Below are 16,699 nucleotides of genomic sequence, written 5' to 3' on the forward strand. Positions count from 1 at the left end.
TTTTATTTCTAGGTTGCCTTAGCGTAACTCTCTTCTTAAAATTTTACCTACATTGGTTTTAGGTAATTCTTTTCGAAACTCAACCAGTTTTGGCACTTTGTAATTAGTCAGGTTTTCGCGACAATGTTTGATAAGCGTTTTTTCATCTAAATCATCTGATTTTTTTACCACAAAAATTTTGACAACCTCGCCTGAAACTTCATGGGGTACACCAATGGCCGCAGATTCTAAGACGCCTTCATGCATGGCAAGCACTTCTTCAATTTCATTGGGATAAACATTAAAGCCAGAAACGATTATCATATCTTTTTTACGATCAACGATAGTGAAGAAACCTTTATCATCCATCATGGCAACATCACCTGTAGCAAACCAACCGTCTTTCAATACTTCTTCAGTCGCTTCTACACACTTGTAATAACCTAGCATTACCTGAGGGCCTTTAACCCACATTTCACCTGATTCGCCAATATCAGCTTCACTACCATCTTCACGCATGATTTTAACATCCGTTGAAGCCGCAGGAAGACCTATGCTTCCGTCATAAGCGGCAAGATTATAAGGGCTTATCGTCACTAAAGGTGCGCACTCAGTTAAACCATAACCTTCTAACAATCTGGTACCCGTTATTTGCTGCCAACGCTCTGCAACAGGTCGTTGTACTGCCATTCCACCACCAAGTGACATTTTCAACGTGCTGAAGTTAAGTTCACTAAAGCCAGGCGTATTCAATAAGCCGTTAAATAAGGTATTTACACCCGTAATGGCTGTAAATGGGTATTTTGATAATTCTTTTACAAAATTAGGCATATCTCTTGGGTTGGTAATTAATAAATTAGTACCCCCCATGGTAAAGAACGTTAAACAATTCGCCGTCAAAGCAAAGATATGATAAAGCGGTAACGCTGTTACCACTAGCTCATTGCCCTCTTCTAACAATGGGAAAATAGCAGCTTTAGCTTGCTGTAAGTTTGCCACCATGTTTCGATGCGTTAACATGGCGCCTTTAGATAAACCTGTTGTACCACCGGTATATTGCAAAAATGCGAGATCATCTCCACACAACTCTACCGGCGATAATTTAAGTGCTAAGCCTCGCGATAAAACAGTATTAAAACGTACCGCGTGTGGCAGTTTAAAAGCAGGTACCATTTTTTTAACGTATTTGACCATGCAATTGACAACAGTGCCCTTAACTAGGCCCAACCGATCACCTAAAGATGTCATGATGACATGTTTAACCGCTGTTTTATCAACTACCTTCTCAAGAGTTTGAGCAAAGTTTTCTATAATCAACATTGCTTTAGCGTCTGAGTCTTTTAATTGGTGCTCAAGTTCACGGGCTGTATATAAAGGGTTTACGTTTACAACAGTAAGCCCTGCTAATAAAGCGCCAAATAATGCTATTGGGTATTGTAAGCAATTAGGCACCATGATGGCGAATTTATCACCTCGCTCTAAGCCTAAATCTTGTTGTAAGTATGCTGCAAAGGCGGTTGCTTGAACTGAAAGTTCTGCATAAGAAATAGAAGCGCCCATATTGATGAAAGCTGTTTTGTCACTAAACTGAGTAGAGTATTTTGTGAACATAGCCACAATGGATGGATATTTATCCGCATCTATTTCAAACGGCACATCACTAGGGTAACTTTTTTCTAACCAAATCTTTTCCACAATGGCTTCCTCAATAGGTAATTATGTTGCAACTGACTTAATAATTATTTTATTTGCAGCAACTCTTATTTTAATACCACTGTTTTATCAAATTTTTTAGCAATGCGCCACAAATTTAAACGCTTGTTTTAATTTCACTGAAAAAATGATGAAGAATAGGCAATAACTCTTCCGCTTTTTCCATATGAACGTGATGACCGCCTGACAGCTTGGTAGTTTGTAAGCTATTAACACCTGAAGAGAAGTTTTTCAGCCCCGTGACAACCATTTTCATGCCTTTATCACCATAGATAAGTTGTAAAGGACACTTAATGTCACTAAACAATTGTTGCCCTTGTTTTAGACTTAAGCGATAAGGTGAAACTGACCGTAAACGCGGATCTGAACGCCAACGATATAAAATACTCGCGCTATCAACACCCACTGTATCCATTGACTTAGGTTCAATTTCTATCAATGATCTTTTTACTATTAATTTTGCATGTTCAACGGTCAAGTCTGAAACATGCAGCCGTGCTTTTACAGCCGTTTCTTCAGTAAATGATCGGGTAGTATTAGCTGATTTCACTCGACTTAGCAGACCACGTCGAAGCTGATCCGTCATTTGTTCTTCTGGGGCACAAATAAAACCAAATGAATCGATTAAGGTGAGTGATTTTACTTTTTCAGGAAAAGCTGCGGCAAATGCACTTGCAATCATGGCTCCCATTGAGTGCGCAACAATATCAATTGCTTGCCAATTATTAAGTGAAAATAACGTAACCAAATCACTAACATAATCAAAAAAATGGTAATGAGCACCGACACTTCGATGTTCTGAGTGACCGTGGCCGGGCCAATCTAGCGCAATAATACGCCTATCACTTAGTAAATCACTTTTCTGCATCATTTGCTGCATTAAAGGTAAGTAGCTTGCGGCATTATCCAAATAACCATGTAAACATAGTACTGGTTCATGGGCTTTATTCCCACAAGCTAATGCGGTAAGCGTTAAGTCATCTAGTTGGTAGCTAAGCTCATAAATTTCGTTGGTATCTGCCATTGGATTGTACCTTTAAGAATGCAACTTTAAGTTAAGCCCTTGATTTAATTATAAGACTTTTTGTTCGTTTTTATTAAGGAGTAGAGCGCAACAACAGCCAGCACGCACCATAACAATACCCAAACTAATTCAGGGACCATTGTAATTGAAGCTAAAGCAGCACCATCACCTAGATCACGACCATCAAATAAATACGTTGGGCTAAACAAACTATTTAATAAAATACTCAAACCAAAGAATTTTAACAATACCTGAAGAGTGTATAATCGGCGCATTTTTATCGTTAGCACAAACATGACAGCTAAGCTTGAGATAATAATTATAGTGAGGAGATCTCTTGCCCAAAAAATAATTGAAACAAGCAGTAAAACGATCATGAAGCCAGAAACAATCTGCGCAGTCCGTTGATGACTATTTGCTAACTTAAAGAGTAACCAGCCCCAAAAGGTGGCTCCAGCATAACCAAAGAAACTAATAATGAAACTTAAACCACCTCGAGTAGTACATAAACCAGCACCATTGGCAAACAATTGAATGCGCATAATTTCGCCACCTGTTAATAGTGCAGCAATGCCATGGCTTATTTCATGAAAGTAACTTTCCAGCCAATTAAGCGGAATAGATACGATAGGAATTTGCCTGATGATAATCGCGGCTACCAGGAGAAAATACAGCTGATATTTTTGCCAAAAACTGGCTGAGCTATTGTGCGAGGTACTTGCCATAATTTGCTTCCAGAATTTGCTACCGTAAGAATTTTATATTATTTACCCGGAAGTTTTTGCCAGGAAACTGTATCGCGAACATATACTGGTTGAGCATGTTCTGCCGAAACGCCCTGCCCTAGCTCTAGTTTTACTTTACCTATTGCTAACATTGCTTCAGCGCTCGGGAAAAGTATATCTGGGCTACCTTCATTAATTTTCAATGCCAACAATTGTTCGCCTGATTTTTCACTTAACTTTTCAGGGTACGCATCCCAACCTGTACCAACAGCATAGAAAGGAGCAACGACAACGTCTGATAGTTGTTGTGCTAAATTCTCAGGCGGGGTAACGGCTTCACCTTTCTGCGCTTGCATAACATTGTTTTCATCAAGTACAAAATAGCCATTATAAACTTCCGACATACGGGCATCTATTGCTGCTAAGACCTGTTTTTGACCATGTTTTATATAAGCTAATTGAGCCATAGCCTGTAAACTTGATACACCAACAACAGGTAGGTTAGCAGAAAACGCTAACCCTTGAGCTACGCCTACACCAATGCGGACACCGGTAAAACTGCCAGGTCCTTGACCAAAAATAAGGCCATCGAGCTCAGCTAACTTTATACCCGCCTCGTGAAGTACTGCATCTATCATCGGCAGTAGATGTAAACTATGCGACTGTGGGCAAAGCTCATAACGAGAAAAGGTTTTACCGTTCACTTGCAACGCAACAGAGCATGCTTCAGTTGAGGCATCAAGAGCCAAATAATTCACTATATTTACTTACCTATATAAAGTTGGACAGAGACTTAGCATTAAAGACTCATTAAATTAATATTTGTTCGAATTAAATACTTTTTTTCACGGCGCTAGAAATGAAGCATAGTTTATCTATGTGAATGCCTAGCAACAAAGAAAAAGTGAATTTAAGCGAATAAATTAGTTTAAAGGATGTCTACAAGGTCAATTACAAACGTTACTGTTTGACCTGCAAGCGGGTGATTAAAATCAATAGTAACCGAGTCACCATTGATTTCTTTAATCATGCCCGGTAAATCACCACCTGGTTGAGAAAAAGTAATAATATTACCTATTTTTGCTGGCACCTCAGCGGAAAATTTATCAAGACCCATATAATGAATATTGTCTGGGTTTGTCTCACCGAAAGCATCTTTTGCTTCAAGGGTGAACTCTCTTGAATCACCTTTATCCATACCAATCAGCTGAGCTTCGAAAGCCGGTGAGATACTGTTATCGCCCATGATTATTTTTGCTGGTTTATTATTGACTTTAGTACTATCTGCAGCCGAACCATCACTTAATTTCATAGTTATATGAACAAGAATACTTGAGTCACTTTGAATCTGAGCTTGCGTTGAAACGGTCATGATTACTTCTCTACCTTATTTGTTTAATTCTTTTGTATTTTGTTATCACTATTGCTTCAATAATGACTTTCATAACTATTTTATTTCTTGTTTTCTTGACTAGGTTCTTTATTAGCTTCTTTATTATTTCCCTGATTAGAGAAGGATTCAAAAATCATTAGTGCTGCACCAATGAAAATAACTGAGTCGGCAATATTAAAAGCGGCAAAGTGGTAGCCCGCCCAATGAAAATCAAGAAAGTCGATAACGTAACCAAATAAAGCTCTATCGATCAAGTTACCTACGGCGCCGCTTAAAATCAAAGCAAAAGCAATACTTAATAAACGTTGCTGTTTAGGTGTTTTTGCCATCCAAACGAGAAATACAATACTAGCTATACTGGCAATCCCAGTAAAAAACCAGCGTTGCCAACCACCTTGGTCAGCTAAAAAGCTAAAGGCTGCACCAGGGTTATGAACGTACGTGAGGTTGAAAAATGGCAAAACCGACAAAGTTTCACGATAATCAAATGTACCTGCAACCCAATGTTTACTCACCTGATCAATGATTAAGCATAGTAAGGTTAGCCATAACCAACGTAATCCGGTATCACTAAATAATTTTTTCAATGGTGGTAATCTCATATAGCGCAATTAAATAAGCTACTAGCCACTACCTATGAATTGATAGTGGCTAGTAGCCCGATTAGTTACTTAAGTTAGTTAAGTTAGTTAACAAAGTTAAGCAACTTTTAATGCAATCTGACGGTTCGAATTAAGCAAACTGTCTTGTTTCACCTTCACCATCAATATTAGTTATGCAACGACCACATAACGTTGGGTGTTTTTCGCTTTCGCCAATGTCAGTAGTGACATGCCAACAACGCTCACACTTAATACCTTCAGCAGGTGCCACAGTTAACCATAAACCTTCAACCTCAGTTTCAAGGGCATTTTCTGGTGCCGACGTTACTGTTTCAATAGTCGCTTTAGAGGTGATTAAAACAAAACGAAGCTCATCACCCAATTTAGCTAATTTAGCGGCTAGGTCAGCAGTTGCGAACAAAGTAACTTGCGCTTCTAGTGCTTTACCAACAGACTTATCTTTTCTTGCTTGCTCTAACGCGCGGTTAACTTCACCACGAACAGTCAGCAATTCAGTCCAGTACTCATTACCAAGCTCATCTGAAGATTCAGTGCTTTCGTCTTGCTTACTTTCCTGCTTCATAAGGCCATCAAACCAAACACCAGTGAAAACAAACTCATCGCGTTCACCGTTTACAGGTAAAGGCAGTGCTTCCCAGATTTCTTGTGCAGTAAATGACAAGATTGGTGCCATCCATGCAGTCATGGCTTCAGCAATTAAGTACATAGCTGTTTGACATGAACGACGTGCATTTGAATCGCTCTTAGCTGTGTATTGTCTGTCTTTGATAATATCTAAGTAAAAGCCACCCAATTCATTCGTACAAAAGTTCATTAACTTATGTACAACTACATGAAATTCATATTCATCATACGCGTTGATAATTTCTTCTTGTAAACGAGCTGCTTTATCGATAACCCAGCGATCAAGCGCAACCATATCTTCAACAGCAACCATGTGGTTAGCTGGTTCAAAACCAGTTAAGTTAGATAATAAGAAACGTGACGTATTACGAATACGACGGTAAGCATCGGCTTGACGTTTGAAGATTTCATCACCCGCAGTTATTTCTTGCGTGTAATTTACTGAAGCAGTCCACAGACGTAAAATATCAGCGCCTAAGTTGTTAGTAATTTCTTTTGGCGTAATAACATTACCTAACGACTTAGACATTTTGTGACCTTTAGCGTCAACCACAAAACCGTGAGTAAGTACTTGCTTATATGGCGCTGCACCATTCATCGCTACTGATGAAATCATTGATGACATAAACCAACCACGATGTTGATCAGAGCCTTCAAGATATAAATCTGCAATACCGTCAAATTCGTCACGCGCTTTGATAACTGATTCATGGGTAGTACCTGAATCAAACCATACATCTAACGTATCAGGTACTTTAATGTATTCTTTCGCATCATCACCAATTAACTCGCTCGCCTCTAGATCGAACCAAGCTTGAATACCTGATTTTTCAACAAGAAGAGCAACTTCTTCAATAAGCTCAATGCTACGCGGATGCAATGCACCCGAATCTTGATGAATAAACAATGCCATAGGCACGCCCCACGTGCGTTGACGTGAAATACACCAATCTGGACGACCTTCAACCATAGATTCTATACGGCGTTGACCCCAATCAGGGATCCACTGTGTTTTTTCGATTTCGTTTAATGAATCTTGACGTAAACCTTTTTTGTCCATGCTGATAAACCACTGCGGCGTAGCACGGAAAATTAGTGGTGTTTTATGTCTCCAACAATGCGGGTAAGAATGATCTAACGCATGATGATGTACTAAAGCACCCTTTTCTTTTAACAATTCAACAACACTAGCATTGGCTTTAAATACATGTTGTCCAGCAAGTAATGGCGTATCTTCAAGGTATACGCCGTTAGCGCCAACAGGGTTAGCCACTTCTAAGTCATATAGTTTACCAACAACAAAATCTTCTACACCGTGACCTGGTGCAGTATGTACACAACCGGTACCTGAGTCTGTCGTTACATGTTCACCTAAAACAACAGGAACCGTGAAGTCATAGAACGGATGTTGACATTGTACTAGCTCTAACTCGCTACCTTTACAGAAACCTAATGCATGGTATTTATCAAAGCCAAAGCGATCCATACAGGTAGTAACTAAATCAGAAGCAATGATTAAACGTTGCTTTTCACCTGCCTGTTCACATTGAACTAAAGTATATTCAACCTCAGCATTCACTGCTATTGCACGGTTAGCTGGAAGTGTCCAAGGTGTTGTTGTCCAAATCACAGCGCCGATTTCACCTTCGCCTTTATGGCCTTCTGGGTGAGAGAATTTATCTGCTACGGTTTCGTCGCTAATAGTAAATTTCACATCAATAGCTGGAGATTGCTTGTCTTTATATTCAACTTCAGCTTCAGCTAAAGACGAACCACAATCAGTACACCAATGCACAGGTTTAAAACCTTGATGTAAGTGACCATTTTCAGCAATTTTACCTAATGAACGGATAATATTGGCTTCTGTACCAAAATCCATGGTTAAGTATGGCTTTTCCCAATCAGCGAAAATACCTAAACGTTTGAAATCTTCACGTTGACCATTAACTTGCTTAGCGGCGTATTCACGACATTTTTGACGAAAGTCGCTAGCGCTAATCTTATGACCAGGTTTGCCTACTTTTTTCTCAACCATTAATTCAATCGGTAAACCGTGACAATCCCAACCAGGTACGAAAGGAGAATTGAAATCAGATAAGTTTTTTGATTTAACAATAATATCTTTTAAGATTTTATTAACGGCATGGCCTAAGTGAATATTACCATTGGCATAAGGAGGACCATCATGAAGAATAAATGACTTTTTACCTTTTTTGGCTTCACGAATCTTGCCATAAAGATCTTTAGCTGCCCAATCTTTGAGCATATTAGGTTCACGGTTAGCCATATTGCCTTTCATAGCAAAGGAGGTGGCTGGTAAATTCAGGGTCTGTTTGTAATCACTCATTTAAATCATTATCCGTTTATGTTGGCTGATAAACTTAACAAAACGCTATAAATATCAACCAAGTTTATAACTGTTAATTGAATATATTATTTTTAATCATTACAAGTAAAGCATTAAGCTAATACTTGTTTTGCTTGTTCACTGTCTTGACGAATTTGCGCGGTAAGCGCTTCAAGGCTGTCAAACTTAATCACTGGGCGTAGTTTTCTTTTAACGACCACTTCAATGCATTGCCCATAGAGATTTTCATCAAAATCAAAAATATGTACTTCTAATTGTTGCCTAATGCCGTTAACTGTTGGCCTAGCACCAATATTTGCAACCCCTTTAAATTCGCCATTATTTGTTTTTACCATCACAGCAAAAACACCACTAAGGGGAGAAACACGCCTTTTAAGTAAGACATTAGCGGTTGGAAAACCTAACTGTCGACCTCGCTTGTCACCATGGAACACGCGACCAATTATCGAATATTCTCTGCCTAGCATCTGTTTAACTGACACTAAATCATCTTGTTCTAATGCTTGACGAATAGCGGTTGAACTAATGCGGCAATCCGCCATTTTATAACTTGCGGTATCTGAAACATCGAAGCCAAACTTTTCTCCTGCTTGACGTAACATAGAAAAGTTACCGGTTCGATTCTTACCAAAATGGAAATCATCGCCGACGATAAGATGCTTTATTCCTAATTTAGCTACCAACAAATTTTCTATAAAATGTTTAGCGCTTTGATTAGCAAATTTAGCAGTAAAATTGACACAAATAAGTCGCTGCACACCAAGTTTTGCTAATAAATTATATTTATCGCGTAGACGGCATAATCTAGCAGGTGCTGTTTCTGGTGAAAAAAGCTCTTGTGGTTGTGGTTCAAAAACTAACACTGCAGCCACACAATTCAAAGCTTTCGCTTTACTTACCAACGCCTTAATCACTTGCTGATGTCCTAAATGAACACCATCAAAATTACCAATAGTTAACACACAACTATGATCATTTAATTGAATATTATGTATTCCGCGAACTAACTGCATTAGCTATTATTCTGCCTTTTTACTATCACGCTAAATGACTCAAATAAGTCACTGACGAACATCAACTTTGACATTCGCATAAATAGTACCACTCCATATAAAGAAGTAACCACTTAGAATGACATGGACGACATTAAAACAAATAAAATATGTGTAGGTATAGTTATTCTATATCAAACAAATTTTGTGCTGTTATCATGGTGTCCATGCATTCCCGAAGGGTGGTTTTAAAGGCTTACAAGCTTCGTTATTGACCTTGATAAGGAAGTACCATTACCTACGTTCAATGTCTTGCCTGTAAGCCTTTAAAATCTCACTAAGAGGCCACTTTCTTATATGGATTGGTACAAATCGACGAATTATATAACAGCGCGCGCGAATAATCAGTAGCCCGAGCACTTTATTTATGCTTATTTTTATCTTTTTATAACCTTAAAGTCACTAAAACGTACACCTAACAAAATAATCATTACCAAATAGCTAGCAACACCGGCAACAATGCACAGGGTTAGTTGCTCTACTTGTTCTAAAAATTTCATCGTTAGCCAAACATCAAAGCTGCTGGATAATTGATAAACAACCAATGCCATAACCCCAGCACTTAACACTAATTTAGCAATAAAAATGAGTGTTTTAGCCGATAATTGATAAACACCTTGTGCCTTTAAGCCTCGATATAACAGCCAAGCATTTAATGTTGCAGATAATGAGGTTGCTAAGGCAAGCCCTACATACCCGATAAAAGGTGCCAGCATTAAGTTAAATATCATATTGGCAACCATAGCTATAATGCCGATTTTAACTGGTGTTTTGGTATCTTGTCGTGCGTAATAACCGGGAGCAAGTATTTTGATAAACATAAAACTCAACAACCCTGATAAATAGGCAAATAATGCCATGGAAACTTGTAATACAGTTTGTTGGTCAAACTCGCCCCGCATAAATAGCACCATAATAATAGGCTGAGCTAACACCATTAATCCTGCCAACGCTGGCCAGCCAAAAAGACAAATCACTCGGATCCCCCAATCTAAGGTGGCACTAAATTCTTCTGGGCTATTTTTACTGTGTAATTTTGACAAGCTAGGCAGTATCACTGTCGCAATACCAATACCAAAAAGACCCAGCGGGAATTCAAGTAGTCTATCGGCATAATAGAGCCAGCTGATAGATCCTGTAATTAAAAAGCTGGCAATAACGGTATCAAGCAATAAATTAATCTGTGTTACTGACACACCAAATAACGCAGGCACAATCAGTTTTCGAATCTTTGTGACTCCTTCACTGTGCCAAGCCCATTTAGGTTTTACCAACATGCCCACTTTGTACATAAAAGGAATTTGAAAAAGAAATTGTATAAGACCACCTAAAAACACGCCCCAAGCTAACGCGTGAGCAGGACTTTCGGCATAAGGGGAACCAAAAATGGCCATTCCGATAATAGCAATATTTAGCAGAACAGGCGTAAAAGCAGCAACGGCAAATCGGCCCAAGGTATTAAGCACCGCCCCCGTTAGTGCTGCAAAACTAATAAACCATAGATAAGGGAAAGTGATTGATAATAAGTTACTCGCTAAATCAAACTTCTCGCCTCCTGGCGCGTCATTTAACCAATCGATAAACCAACCAAAGCCAAAAAGCATTACAAACAGAGGTGAGGCTAACATACCGAATAACGTCACTCCGGTGATAATTATGCCTAGCGTACCGGAAGCCTGTGCTATCAGTAATCGTGTTTGCTCATGGGCATTTTGTTTATCGTTTTGCTCTGCTTGTTGTTCATCTTTTACCTGATATTCACTGAGTACAGGTACAAATGCCTGAGCAAATGCTCCTTCAGCAAATAGTCGCCGAAAAAAGTTTGGGATTTTATTGGCAAATAGAAATACATCGGCCATCACCCCTGCGCCCATCACATTGGCAATAACGACATCTCGAATTAATCCTAATACTCGAGAAATCAACGTCATCACACTGACAATCATCCCTGATTTAATTAACTTTTTACTCAAAAAAACATCCTCAAACCCAAGTTAAACATGGCTATTTTATAACTATTCACTCATGTAAAAGTAAAAAAAAACACAGCAAAAATAAATAATGTGTATTATGTGATGATTTTAGCTATTTAAACAATGTATACTTAACGCTGTTCACAACATGTTTTGTTATATCGGCATAGTTCTAGTCGTAAACATCAACCATATTCTTTTTAATTGCTTTTTATCGTTAACTTTTACCGTCAACATTAAATTAAACAATTAAAACATTTGACATATAGCAAAAAAAAAGGCATATTTCGTCGCCTTAAATTTAAGCTTATAATCACTCTTTTAGGAGAATACCTTGGCTAACTCAAAGCAAGCTAAGAAGCGCGCAGGACAATCTGAAAAGCGCCGTCAACATAATGCAAGTCGTCGCTCAATGATGCGTACTTTAGTAAAAAAAGTACTAGCAGCAATTGAAGCTGGTGACAAAGAAGTAGCAACTAAAGAATTAGCTGCTGCTACACCAACTTTAGACCGTTACGCAAGTAAAGGTCTTATTCATAAAAACAAAGCAGCTCGTTCTAAGAGCCGTTTAAATGCAGCAATCAAAGCACTTTAATTATTGCTTTAGCTGTACTGTTTTATGAAGTGAAAATATGGTGCACCTTATTTTCCATTGAAAAACCGACTTAGGTCGGTTTTTTTATGCCTAAAATTCCTCGTTCATGCCTATTTGAACATGCCCTATTGAAGTACACCGTTAGCTTTACAGTCAATACCACATTATATTACCCTCCACTATTGCACTCCCGTCAGTTTTTTTTTAACCTTTACGCAACTTATATGTAGAGATCTCTTATGAAAGCACTAAAACTTACAAAAATAGCCGCCGTGGTATTACTTGCAGGCGCAACGTTAACCGCTTGTAACTCTGCCACTGAAAATAATGCCAAAGACAAAACGAGTAAAGAAAACATCACCCAAAAGGCTGCTGTAGATGCACAAAGTGATAACCTCTCAAGCCAACCTGAACTTCTTTCAGGTTTTGAACAACGTTTAAATATATACAAAGAAGTCACCTTAACAGCAGATTTAAGCCACTTATCTGCAAACCAAAAGCAGATGGTAGCGCTACTTATTGATGCTTCAAAAATAATGGATGACTTATTTTGGCAGCAAGCTTTTTCACAAGACAAAGCAAGTTTTTTAGCCAGTATTAGCGATTTGACCGTAAGACGCTTTGCTGAAATAAACTATGGTCCTTGGGATCGTCTGAATGGCGACAAAGTATTTTTAAGTCAAACGACGACAAAAGCACATGGCGCCGAATTTTATCCTGCAGATATGACTAAAGCAGAGTTTGAACAAAGTGAATTTAGCGATAAGAAAGGACTTTACTCCGTTGTTCGTCGTGATAATGACGGTAAATTGATGAGTGTTCCTTTCTCTGAAATTTATCATGACCAAATGGCTCGTGCAGCAGCCATTCTTGATGAAGCTGCAAAGTTTGCCGACGATAAAGAATTTGCTAACTACCTAACTATGCGAGCTCAAGCATTACGCACTGATGAATATCAAGCATCAGATTTTGCTTGGATGGATATGAAAAACAATCCAATTGATGTTGTTATAGGGCCTATTGAGAGCTATGAAGACCAACTTTATGGTTACCGCGCCGCTTTTGAATCATACGTATTAATTAAAGATTTAGCTTGGAGCGAAAAGCTTGCTAAATACGCCCAGTTCTTGCCTGAATTGCAAAAGGGTCTACCTGTAGCCAAAAAGTATAAAGCAGAGGTCCCAGGCTCTGACGCTGACTTAAATGCCTATGATGTTATTTATTATGCGGGACATTCTAATGCGGGTAGCAAAACTATTGCGATCAACTTACCAAATGATGAAGAAGTACAGCTGAAAAAAGGCACCAGACGTTTACAATTGAAAAATGCCATGCGTGCCAAGTTTGATGCCATCATGTTACCTATCGCTGATACGCTTATCGTGCCTGAGCAGCGTAAGAACGTAACTTTCACTGGTTTCTTCGCTAATACCATGTTTCATGAAGTTGCTCATGGCCTAGGCATTAAAAACACCCTTAATGGCCAAGGCCCAGTTCGCCAAGCATTAAAAGAGCATGCATCTGCATTAGAAGAAGGTAAAGCCGACATTCTTGGTTTATACATGATTCGCCAACTACTTGTTAAAGACGCGATCACTGACGGTACATTAGAAGATTACTACACCACCTTTATGGCTGGAATTTTCCGTTCAATTCGCTTTGGCGCAAGTTCAGCACATGGTAAAGCCAACATGGTTCGTTTTAATTACTTCCAAGAGAAAGGTGCTTTTAGCCGAAATGAACAGGGCTTGTATAGCATTAATGTTGATAAAATGACCGCTGCAATAGACTCTTTGTCTGAGCTTATCTTAACCTTACAAGGTAATGGTGACTATCAAGGCGTTGATAGCTTAGTAAAAGAAAGTGGCGTTATTGGTGAAACACTTGCTGCAGATTTAGCCCGCTTAGAGGAAGCTAAAATCCCGGTAGATATTGTCTTCAAACAAGGTAAAGAAGTTTTAGGCCTTTAACGAAAAAACAAAAAAGGCGCTGTTCGAGTTTAATCGATAAGCGCCTTTTTATTAAGTAACCTGAACTATGGATAAGCAGCACTTGCTCAACATTCCTCTTCATCCAATTCTCAGCGTTAAAACGTCGATAAATAGCCGGCTATTCATAAACGTTTTGCCTTGATAATTGAATAAAATGAAACATTGGTAAAGCTTATAACTACTTTAACTTTATTACTTTTTATACGTAACAATCTAAGTTGTTGATTTTACTTAAACATCAAACACTCATTATCCAGAGTTCAGGTTAAGTAAGCAAAAGGAAGTTAGCGTTTACCTAAGCTAACTTCTTAAAGCAAATAGCAGCCTAGAAAGAAAAATCATCTGCATCGAGTGCCATCATCGATTCTGCACCATTTTCAACACAAGCGGCATGGCCATTGGCACGTGGCAGTATACGTTGAAAATAGAAACGTGCTGTTTTAATTTTTGCTTGATAAAAAGCTTCATCATCACAACCCTCTTTGAGCTTATCTTGCGCAACTTTTGCCATTTTAGCCCAGAAGTAAGCGAGGGTTAAATAACCTGAATACATCAAATAATCAACAGATGCAGCACCAATTTCGTCTGGGTTTTGCATTGCTTTTTCACCAACTTTTTCTGTCATTTTCTGCCAATCACCACCAAAACTCATGATAGGTTGAATGAACTCTTGCATAGCATCGTCTTCAGCATTTTCTAAGCAGAACTTAGTAACTTCACTACCGAAAGGTTTAAGAATTTTTCCTTTTGAGCCCAAGATTTTTCGCGCTAATAAGTCTAATGCTTGAATCCCTGTAGTACCTTCATATAAACAACTAATTTTTGTATCGCGCATTAGTTGTTCCATGCCCCACTCTTTGATGAATCCATGACCACCAAATACTTGCACGCCATGACTAGTACATTCTAAACCAAGCTCTGTGAGGAAAGCTTTAGCAATAGGTGTTAATAAAGCCAGCTTAGCTTCTGCCGTTGCTTTTTCTTCTTCGCAGGTACTCGCATGACCAATGTCTACTAACTGTGCTAAATAGGCGATCAGTGCTCGACCTCCTTCTGCAATAGATTTTTGCGTTAATAACATACGACGAACATCAGGATGAACTATGATTGCATCTGCCGGTCCATCAGGATTTTTAACACCCGATAAAGATCGCATTTGTAATCGGTCTTTTGCATAAGCTAATGCACCTTGAAATGATGCTTCTGCCGCTGCAACGCCTTCAGTAGCTACGCCTAAACGCGCAACATTCATAAAGGTAAACATGCAGTTTAAACCACGATTTACTTCGCCAATTAAATAACCTTTAGCGCCATCAAAGTTAATCACACAGGTTGCGTTAGCGTTGATACCCATTTTGTGCTCAATAGAGCCACAACTAACCGCATTACGATCGCTCGTTTCACCTTCGTTAGTAACATTAAATTTAGGCACAATAAATAGCGAAATGCCTTTACTGCCTTCAGGGGAACCGGGGATCCTTGCAATAACAATATGAACAATATTGTCTGATAAATCATGTTCACCCGCAGAGATAAATATTTTAGTACCGGTTAACGAGTAACTACCATCATCGTTTAACTCGGCTTTTGTACGCAACATACCTAAATCTGTACCACAATGAGGTTCAGTTAAACACATGGTGCCTGTCCAGCTACCCTCAACTAACTTAGGAATGAACTGATTTTTTTGCTGTTCGCTACCATGTGCTTCAATGGTTGCTAATGCTCCATGACTCAAACCTGGGTACATAGCGAAACTATGGTTCGCACTAGAGAAAAGTTCTGTAATTGCAGTATTTAATGAATGCGGTAAACCTTGACCACCAAAATCTACATTTTGTGCTAATGTTGGCCAACCACCTTCAACATATTGTTGATAAGCCTCTTTAAAACCATCAGGCGTCGTGACTTCACCATTTGTCCAAGTACAACCTTGTTCATCACCACTTTGATTGATAGGGGCAATAACTTGTTCAGTGAATTTTGCCGCTTCGCTAATTATGGCGTCAACCATATCTAAACTAGCATCTTCATAACCTAACTTTTGATAATGATTATCGCAATCAAGTAATTCTTGCATAACAAACTTAATATCTCTGATCGGTGCTTTATACTCTGGCATGACTTTCTCCAATGGTTAACTTTTTTGGCTTAACAAAAGCCAACTGGTCCGAGGTCTGACTTTCAAACAGGTGTTTGATTAAATCACGTTATTAACACTTTTTAAAGTATAAATAACAAAAGCTGTGATATTTCACTCATTTTAAGTCACGATTTTTTAAATTTAAGCGATAGAACACTTTAATATCCCAGTACATTTTCACCTATTTCATTTATATCTCATCGCCTTATCAACTGGGCTACAGCGAATTTAAAACTCAACACGAACAAAATTATCATTTTCGAAAAACAGTTTACACACCAACATAAAATCATCATTTTTATAGGGTTCAATTGAAGGAGCACCTAAAATATCTTTAGCAATCTTGACTGAATAATTTAAATTTCTTTGTCTATTTACGAGCAGAAAAACAAAAAAACCAGCTAAGTGAGCTGGCTTTTTACTAAAAGTGGATAATAAAAAAGCTTAGTAACGTTAATTACTAAGCTTTCTTTGTCTAAATTTTTATTTCAAATAG

At 38.5% G+C, this 16,699-nt stretch carries 12 protein-coding genes; 2 read left to right on the forward strand and 10 right to left on the reverse strand.

All coding sequences use genetic code 11. The annotated features are described in order from the left end of the window. Positions 1 to 18: 18 nt before the first annotated feature. From fadD to murJ, 9 genes are all read right to left on the reverse strand, one after another. On the reverse strand, positions 19 to 1,674 hold the full coding sequence (gene fadD / locus CXF79_RS00490) for a long-chain-fatty-acid--CoA ligase FadD (RefSeq protein WP_011042026.1): 1,656 nt from the start codon (positions 1,672 to 1,674) through the stop codon (positions 19 to 21). Positions 1,675 to 1,789: 115 nt separating this feature from the next. After that, positions 1,790 to 2,716: an alpha/beta fold hydrolase gene (locus tag CXF79_RS00495; protein ID WP_101153516.1), complete on the reverse strand. Its 927-nt coding sequence runs from the start codon at positions 2,714 to 2,716 to the stop codon at positions 1,790 to 1,792. A gap of 44 nt (positions 2,717 to 2,760) precedes the next feature. Beyond that, the gene (locus CXF79_RS00500; protein WP_101153517.1) at positions 2,761 to 3,441 is read right to left on the reverse strand and encodes a M50 family metallopeptidase; all 681 of its coding nucleotides are present in this window, start codon (positions 3,439 to 3,441) and stop codon (positions 2,761 to 2,763) included. Positions 3,442 to 3,479: 38 nt separating this feature from the next. Further along, a complete protein-coding gene (gene tsaB, locus CXF79_RS00505; RefSeq protein WP_101153518.1) occupies positions 3,480 to 4,199 on the reverse strand; it encodes a tRNA (adenosine(37)-N6)-threonylcarbamoyltransferase complex dimerization subunit type 1 TsaB in 720 nt (239 codons plus the stop codon). Between the two features lie 170 nt (positions 4,200 to 4,369). Beyond that, complete coding sequence (fkpB, locus tag CXF79_RS00510) at positions 4,370 to 4,813, reverse strand: FKBP-type peptidyl-prolyl cis-trans isomerase (RefSeq protein ID WP_011042021.1); 444 nt, start codon at positions 4,811 to 4,813, stop codon at positions 4,370 to 4,372. A gap of 80 nt (positions 4,814 to 4,893) precedes the next feature. Beyond that, positions 4,894 to 5,436 (reverse strand): signal peptidase II, encoded by a 543-nt coding sequence (gene lspA / locus CXF79_RS00515; protein WP_011042020.1) that lies wholly within the window; start codon positions 5,434 to 5,436, stop codon positions 4,894 to 4,896. Between the two features lie 130 nt (positions 5,437 to 5,566). After that, entirely contained in the window at positions 5,567 to 8,428 is a 2,862-nt protein-coding gene (gene ileS, locus CXF79_RS00520) for an isoleucine--tRNA ligase (protein ID WP_101153519.1), read from the reverse strand. 113 nt (positions 8,429 to 8,541) lie between these two features. Continuing rightward, a complete protein-coding gene (gene ribF / locus CXF79_RS00525; RefSeq protein WP_101153520.1) occupies positions 8,542 to 9,462 on the reverse strand; it encodes a bifunctional riboflavin kinase/FAD synthetase in 921 nt (306 codons plus the stop codon). 416 nt (positions 9,463 to 9,878) lie between these two features. After that, entirely contained in the window at positions 9,879 to 11,474 is a 1,596-nt protein-coding gene (gene murJ / locus CXF79_RS00530) for a murein biosynthesis integral membrane protein MurJ (RefSeq protein ID WP_101153521.1), read from the reverse strand. A gap of 334 nt (positions 11,475 to 11,808) precedes the next feature. Here murJ and rpsT point away from each other — a divergent pair, with 334 nt between their 5' ends. Continuing rightward, positions 11,809 to 12,069, forward strand: coding sequence for a 30S ribosomal protein S20 (gene rpsT / locus CXF79_RS00535; RefSeq protein WP_011042016.1), 261 nt, complete (start codon positions 11,809 to 11,811; stop codon positions 12,067 to 12,069). A gap of 239 nt (positions 12,070 to 12,308) precedes the next feature. Further along, entirely contained in the window at positions 12,309 to 14,039 is a 1,731-nt protein-coding gene (locus tag CXF79_RS00540) for a dipeptidyl-peptidase 3 family protein (RefSeq protein WP_101153522.1), read from the forward strand. A 346-nt stretch (positions 14,040 to 14,385) separates the two neighbouring features. Here the strand turns inward: CXF79_RS00540 and CXF79_RS00545 are convergent, their stop codons facing one another. Continuing rightward, the gene (locus CXF79_RS00545; RefSeq protein WP_101153523.1) at positions 14,386 to 16,182 is read right to left on the reverse strand and encodes an acyl-CoA dehydrogenase C-terminal domain-containing protein; all 1,797 of its coding nucleotides are present in this window, start codon (positions 16,180 to 16,182) and stop codon (positions 14,386 to 14,388) included. Between the last annotated feature and the right edge of the window lie 517 nt (positions 16,183 to 16,699).

It is taken from the genome of Colwellia sp. Bg11-28 (genome assembly GCF_002836245.1).
Taxonomy (GTDB): domain Bacteria; phylum Pseudomonadota; class Gammaproteobacteria; order Enterobacterales; family Alteromonadaceae; genus Colwellia; species Colwellia psychrerythraea_A.

What these genes read in the sequence shown, in the direction of transcription:
- CXF79_RS00495 (WP_101153516.1), bottom strand. Translation starts at nt 2,716, where the DNA reads ATGGCAGATACCAACGAAATTTATGAGCTTAGCTACCAACTAGATGAC.
- CXF79_RS00500 (WP_101153517.1), bottom strand. Translation starts at nt 3,441, where the DNA reads ATGGCAAGTACCTCGCACAATAGCTCAGCCAGTTTTTGGCAAAAATAT.
- fkpB (WP_011042021.1), bottom strand. Translation starts at nt 4,813, where the DNA reads ATGACCGTTTCAACGCAAGCTCAGATTCAAAGTGACTCAAGTATTCTT.
- lspA (WP_011042020.1), bottom strand. Translation starts at nt 5,436, where the DNA reads ATGAGATTACCACCATTGAAAAAATTATTTAGTGATACCGGATTACGT.
- ileS (WP_101153519.1), bottom strand. Translation starts at nt 8,428, where the DNA reads ATGAGTGATTACAAACAGACCCTGAATTTACCAGCCACCTCCTTTGCT.
- ribF (WP_101153520.1), bottom strand. Translation starts at nt 9,462, where the DNA reads ATGCAGTTAGTTCGCGGAATACATAATATTCAATTAAATGATCATAGT.
- CXF79_RS00540 (WP_101153522.1), top strand. Translation starts at nt 12,309, where the DNA reads ATGAAAGCACTAAAACTTACAAAAATAGCCGCCGTGGTATTACTTGCA.
- CXF79_RS00545 (WP_101153523.1), bottom strand. Translation starts at nt 16,182, where the DNA reads ATGCCAGAGTATAAAGCACCGATCAGAGATATTAAGTTTGTTATGCAA.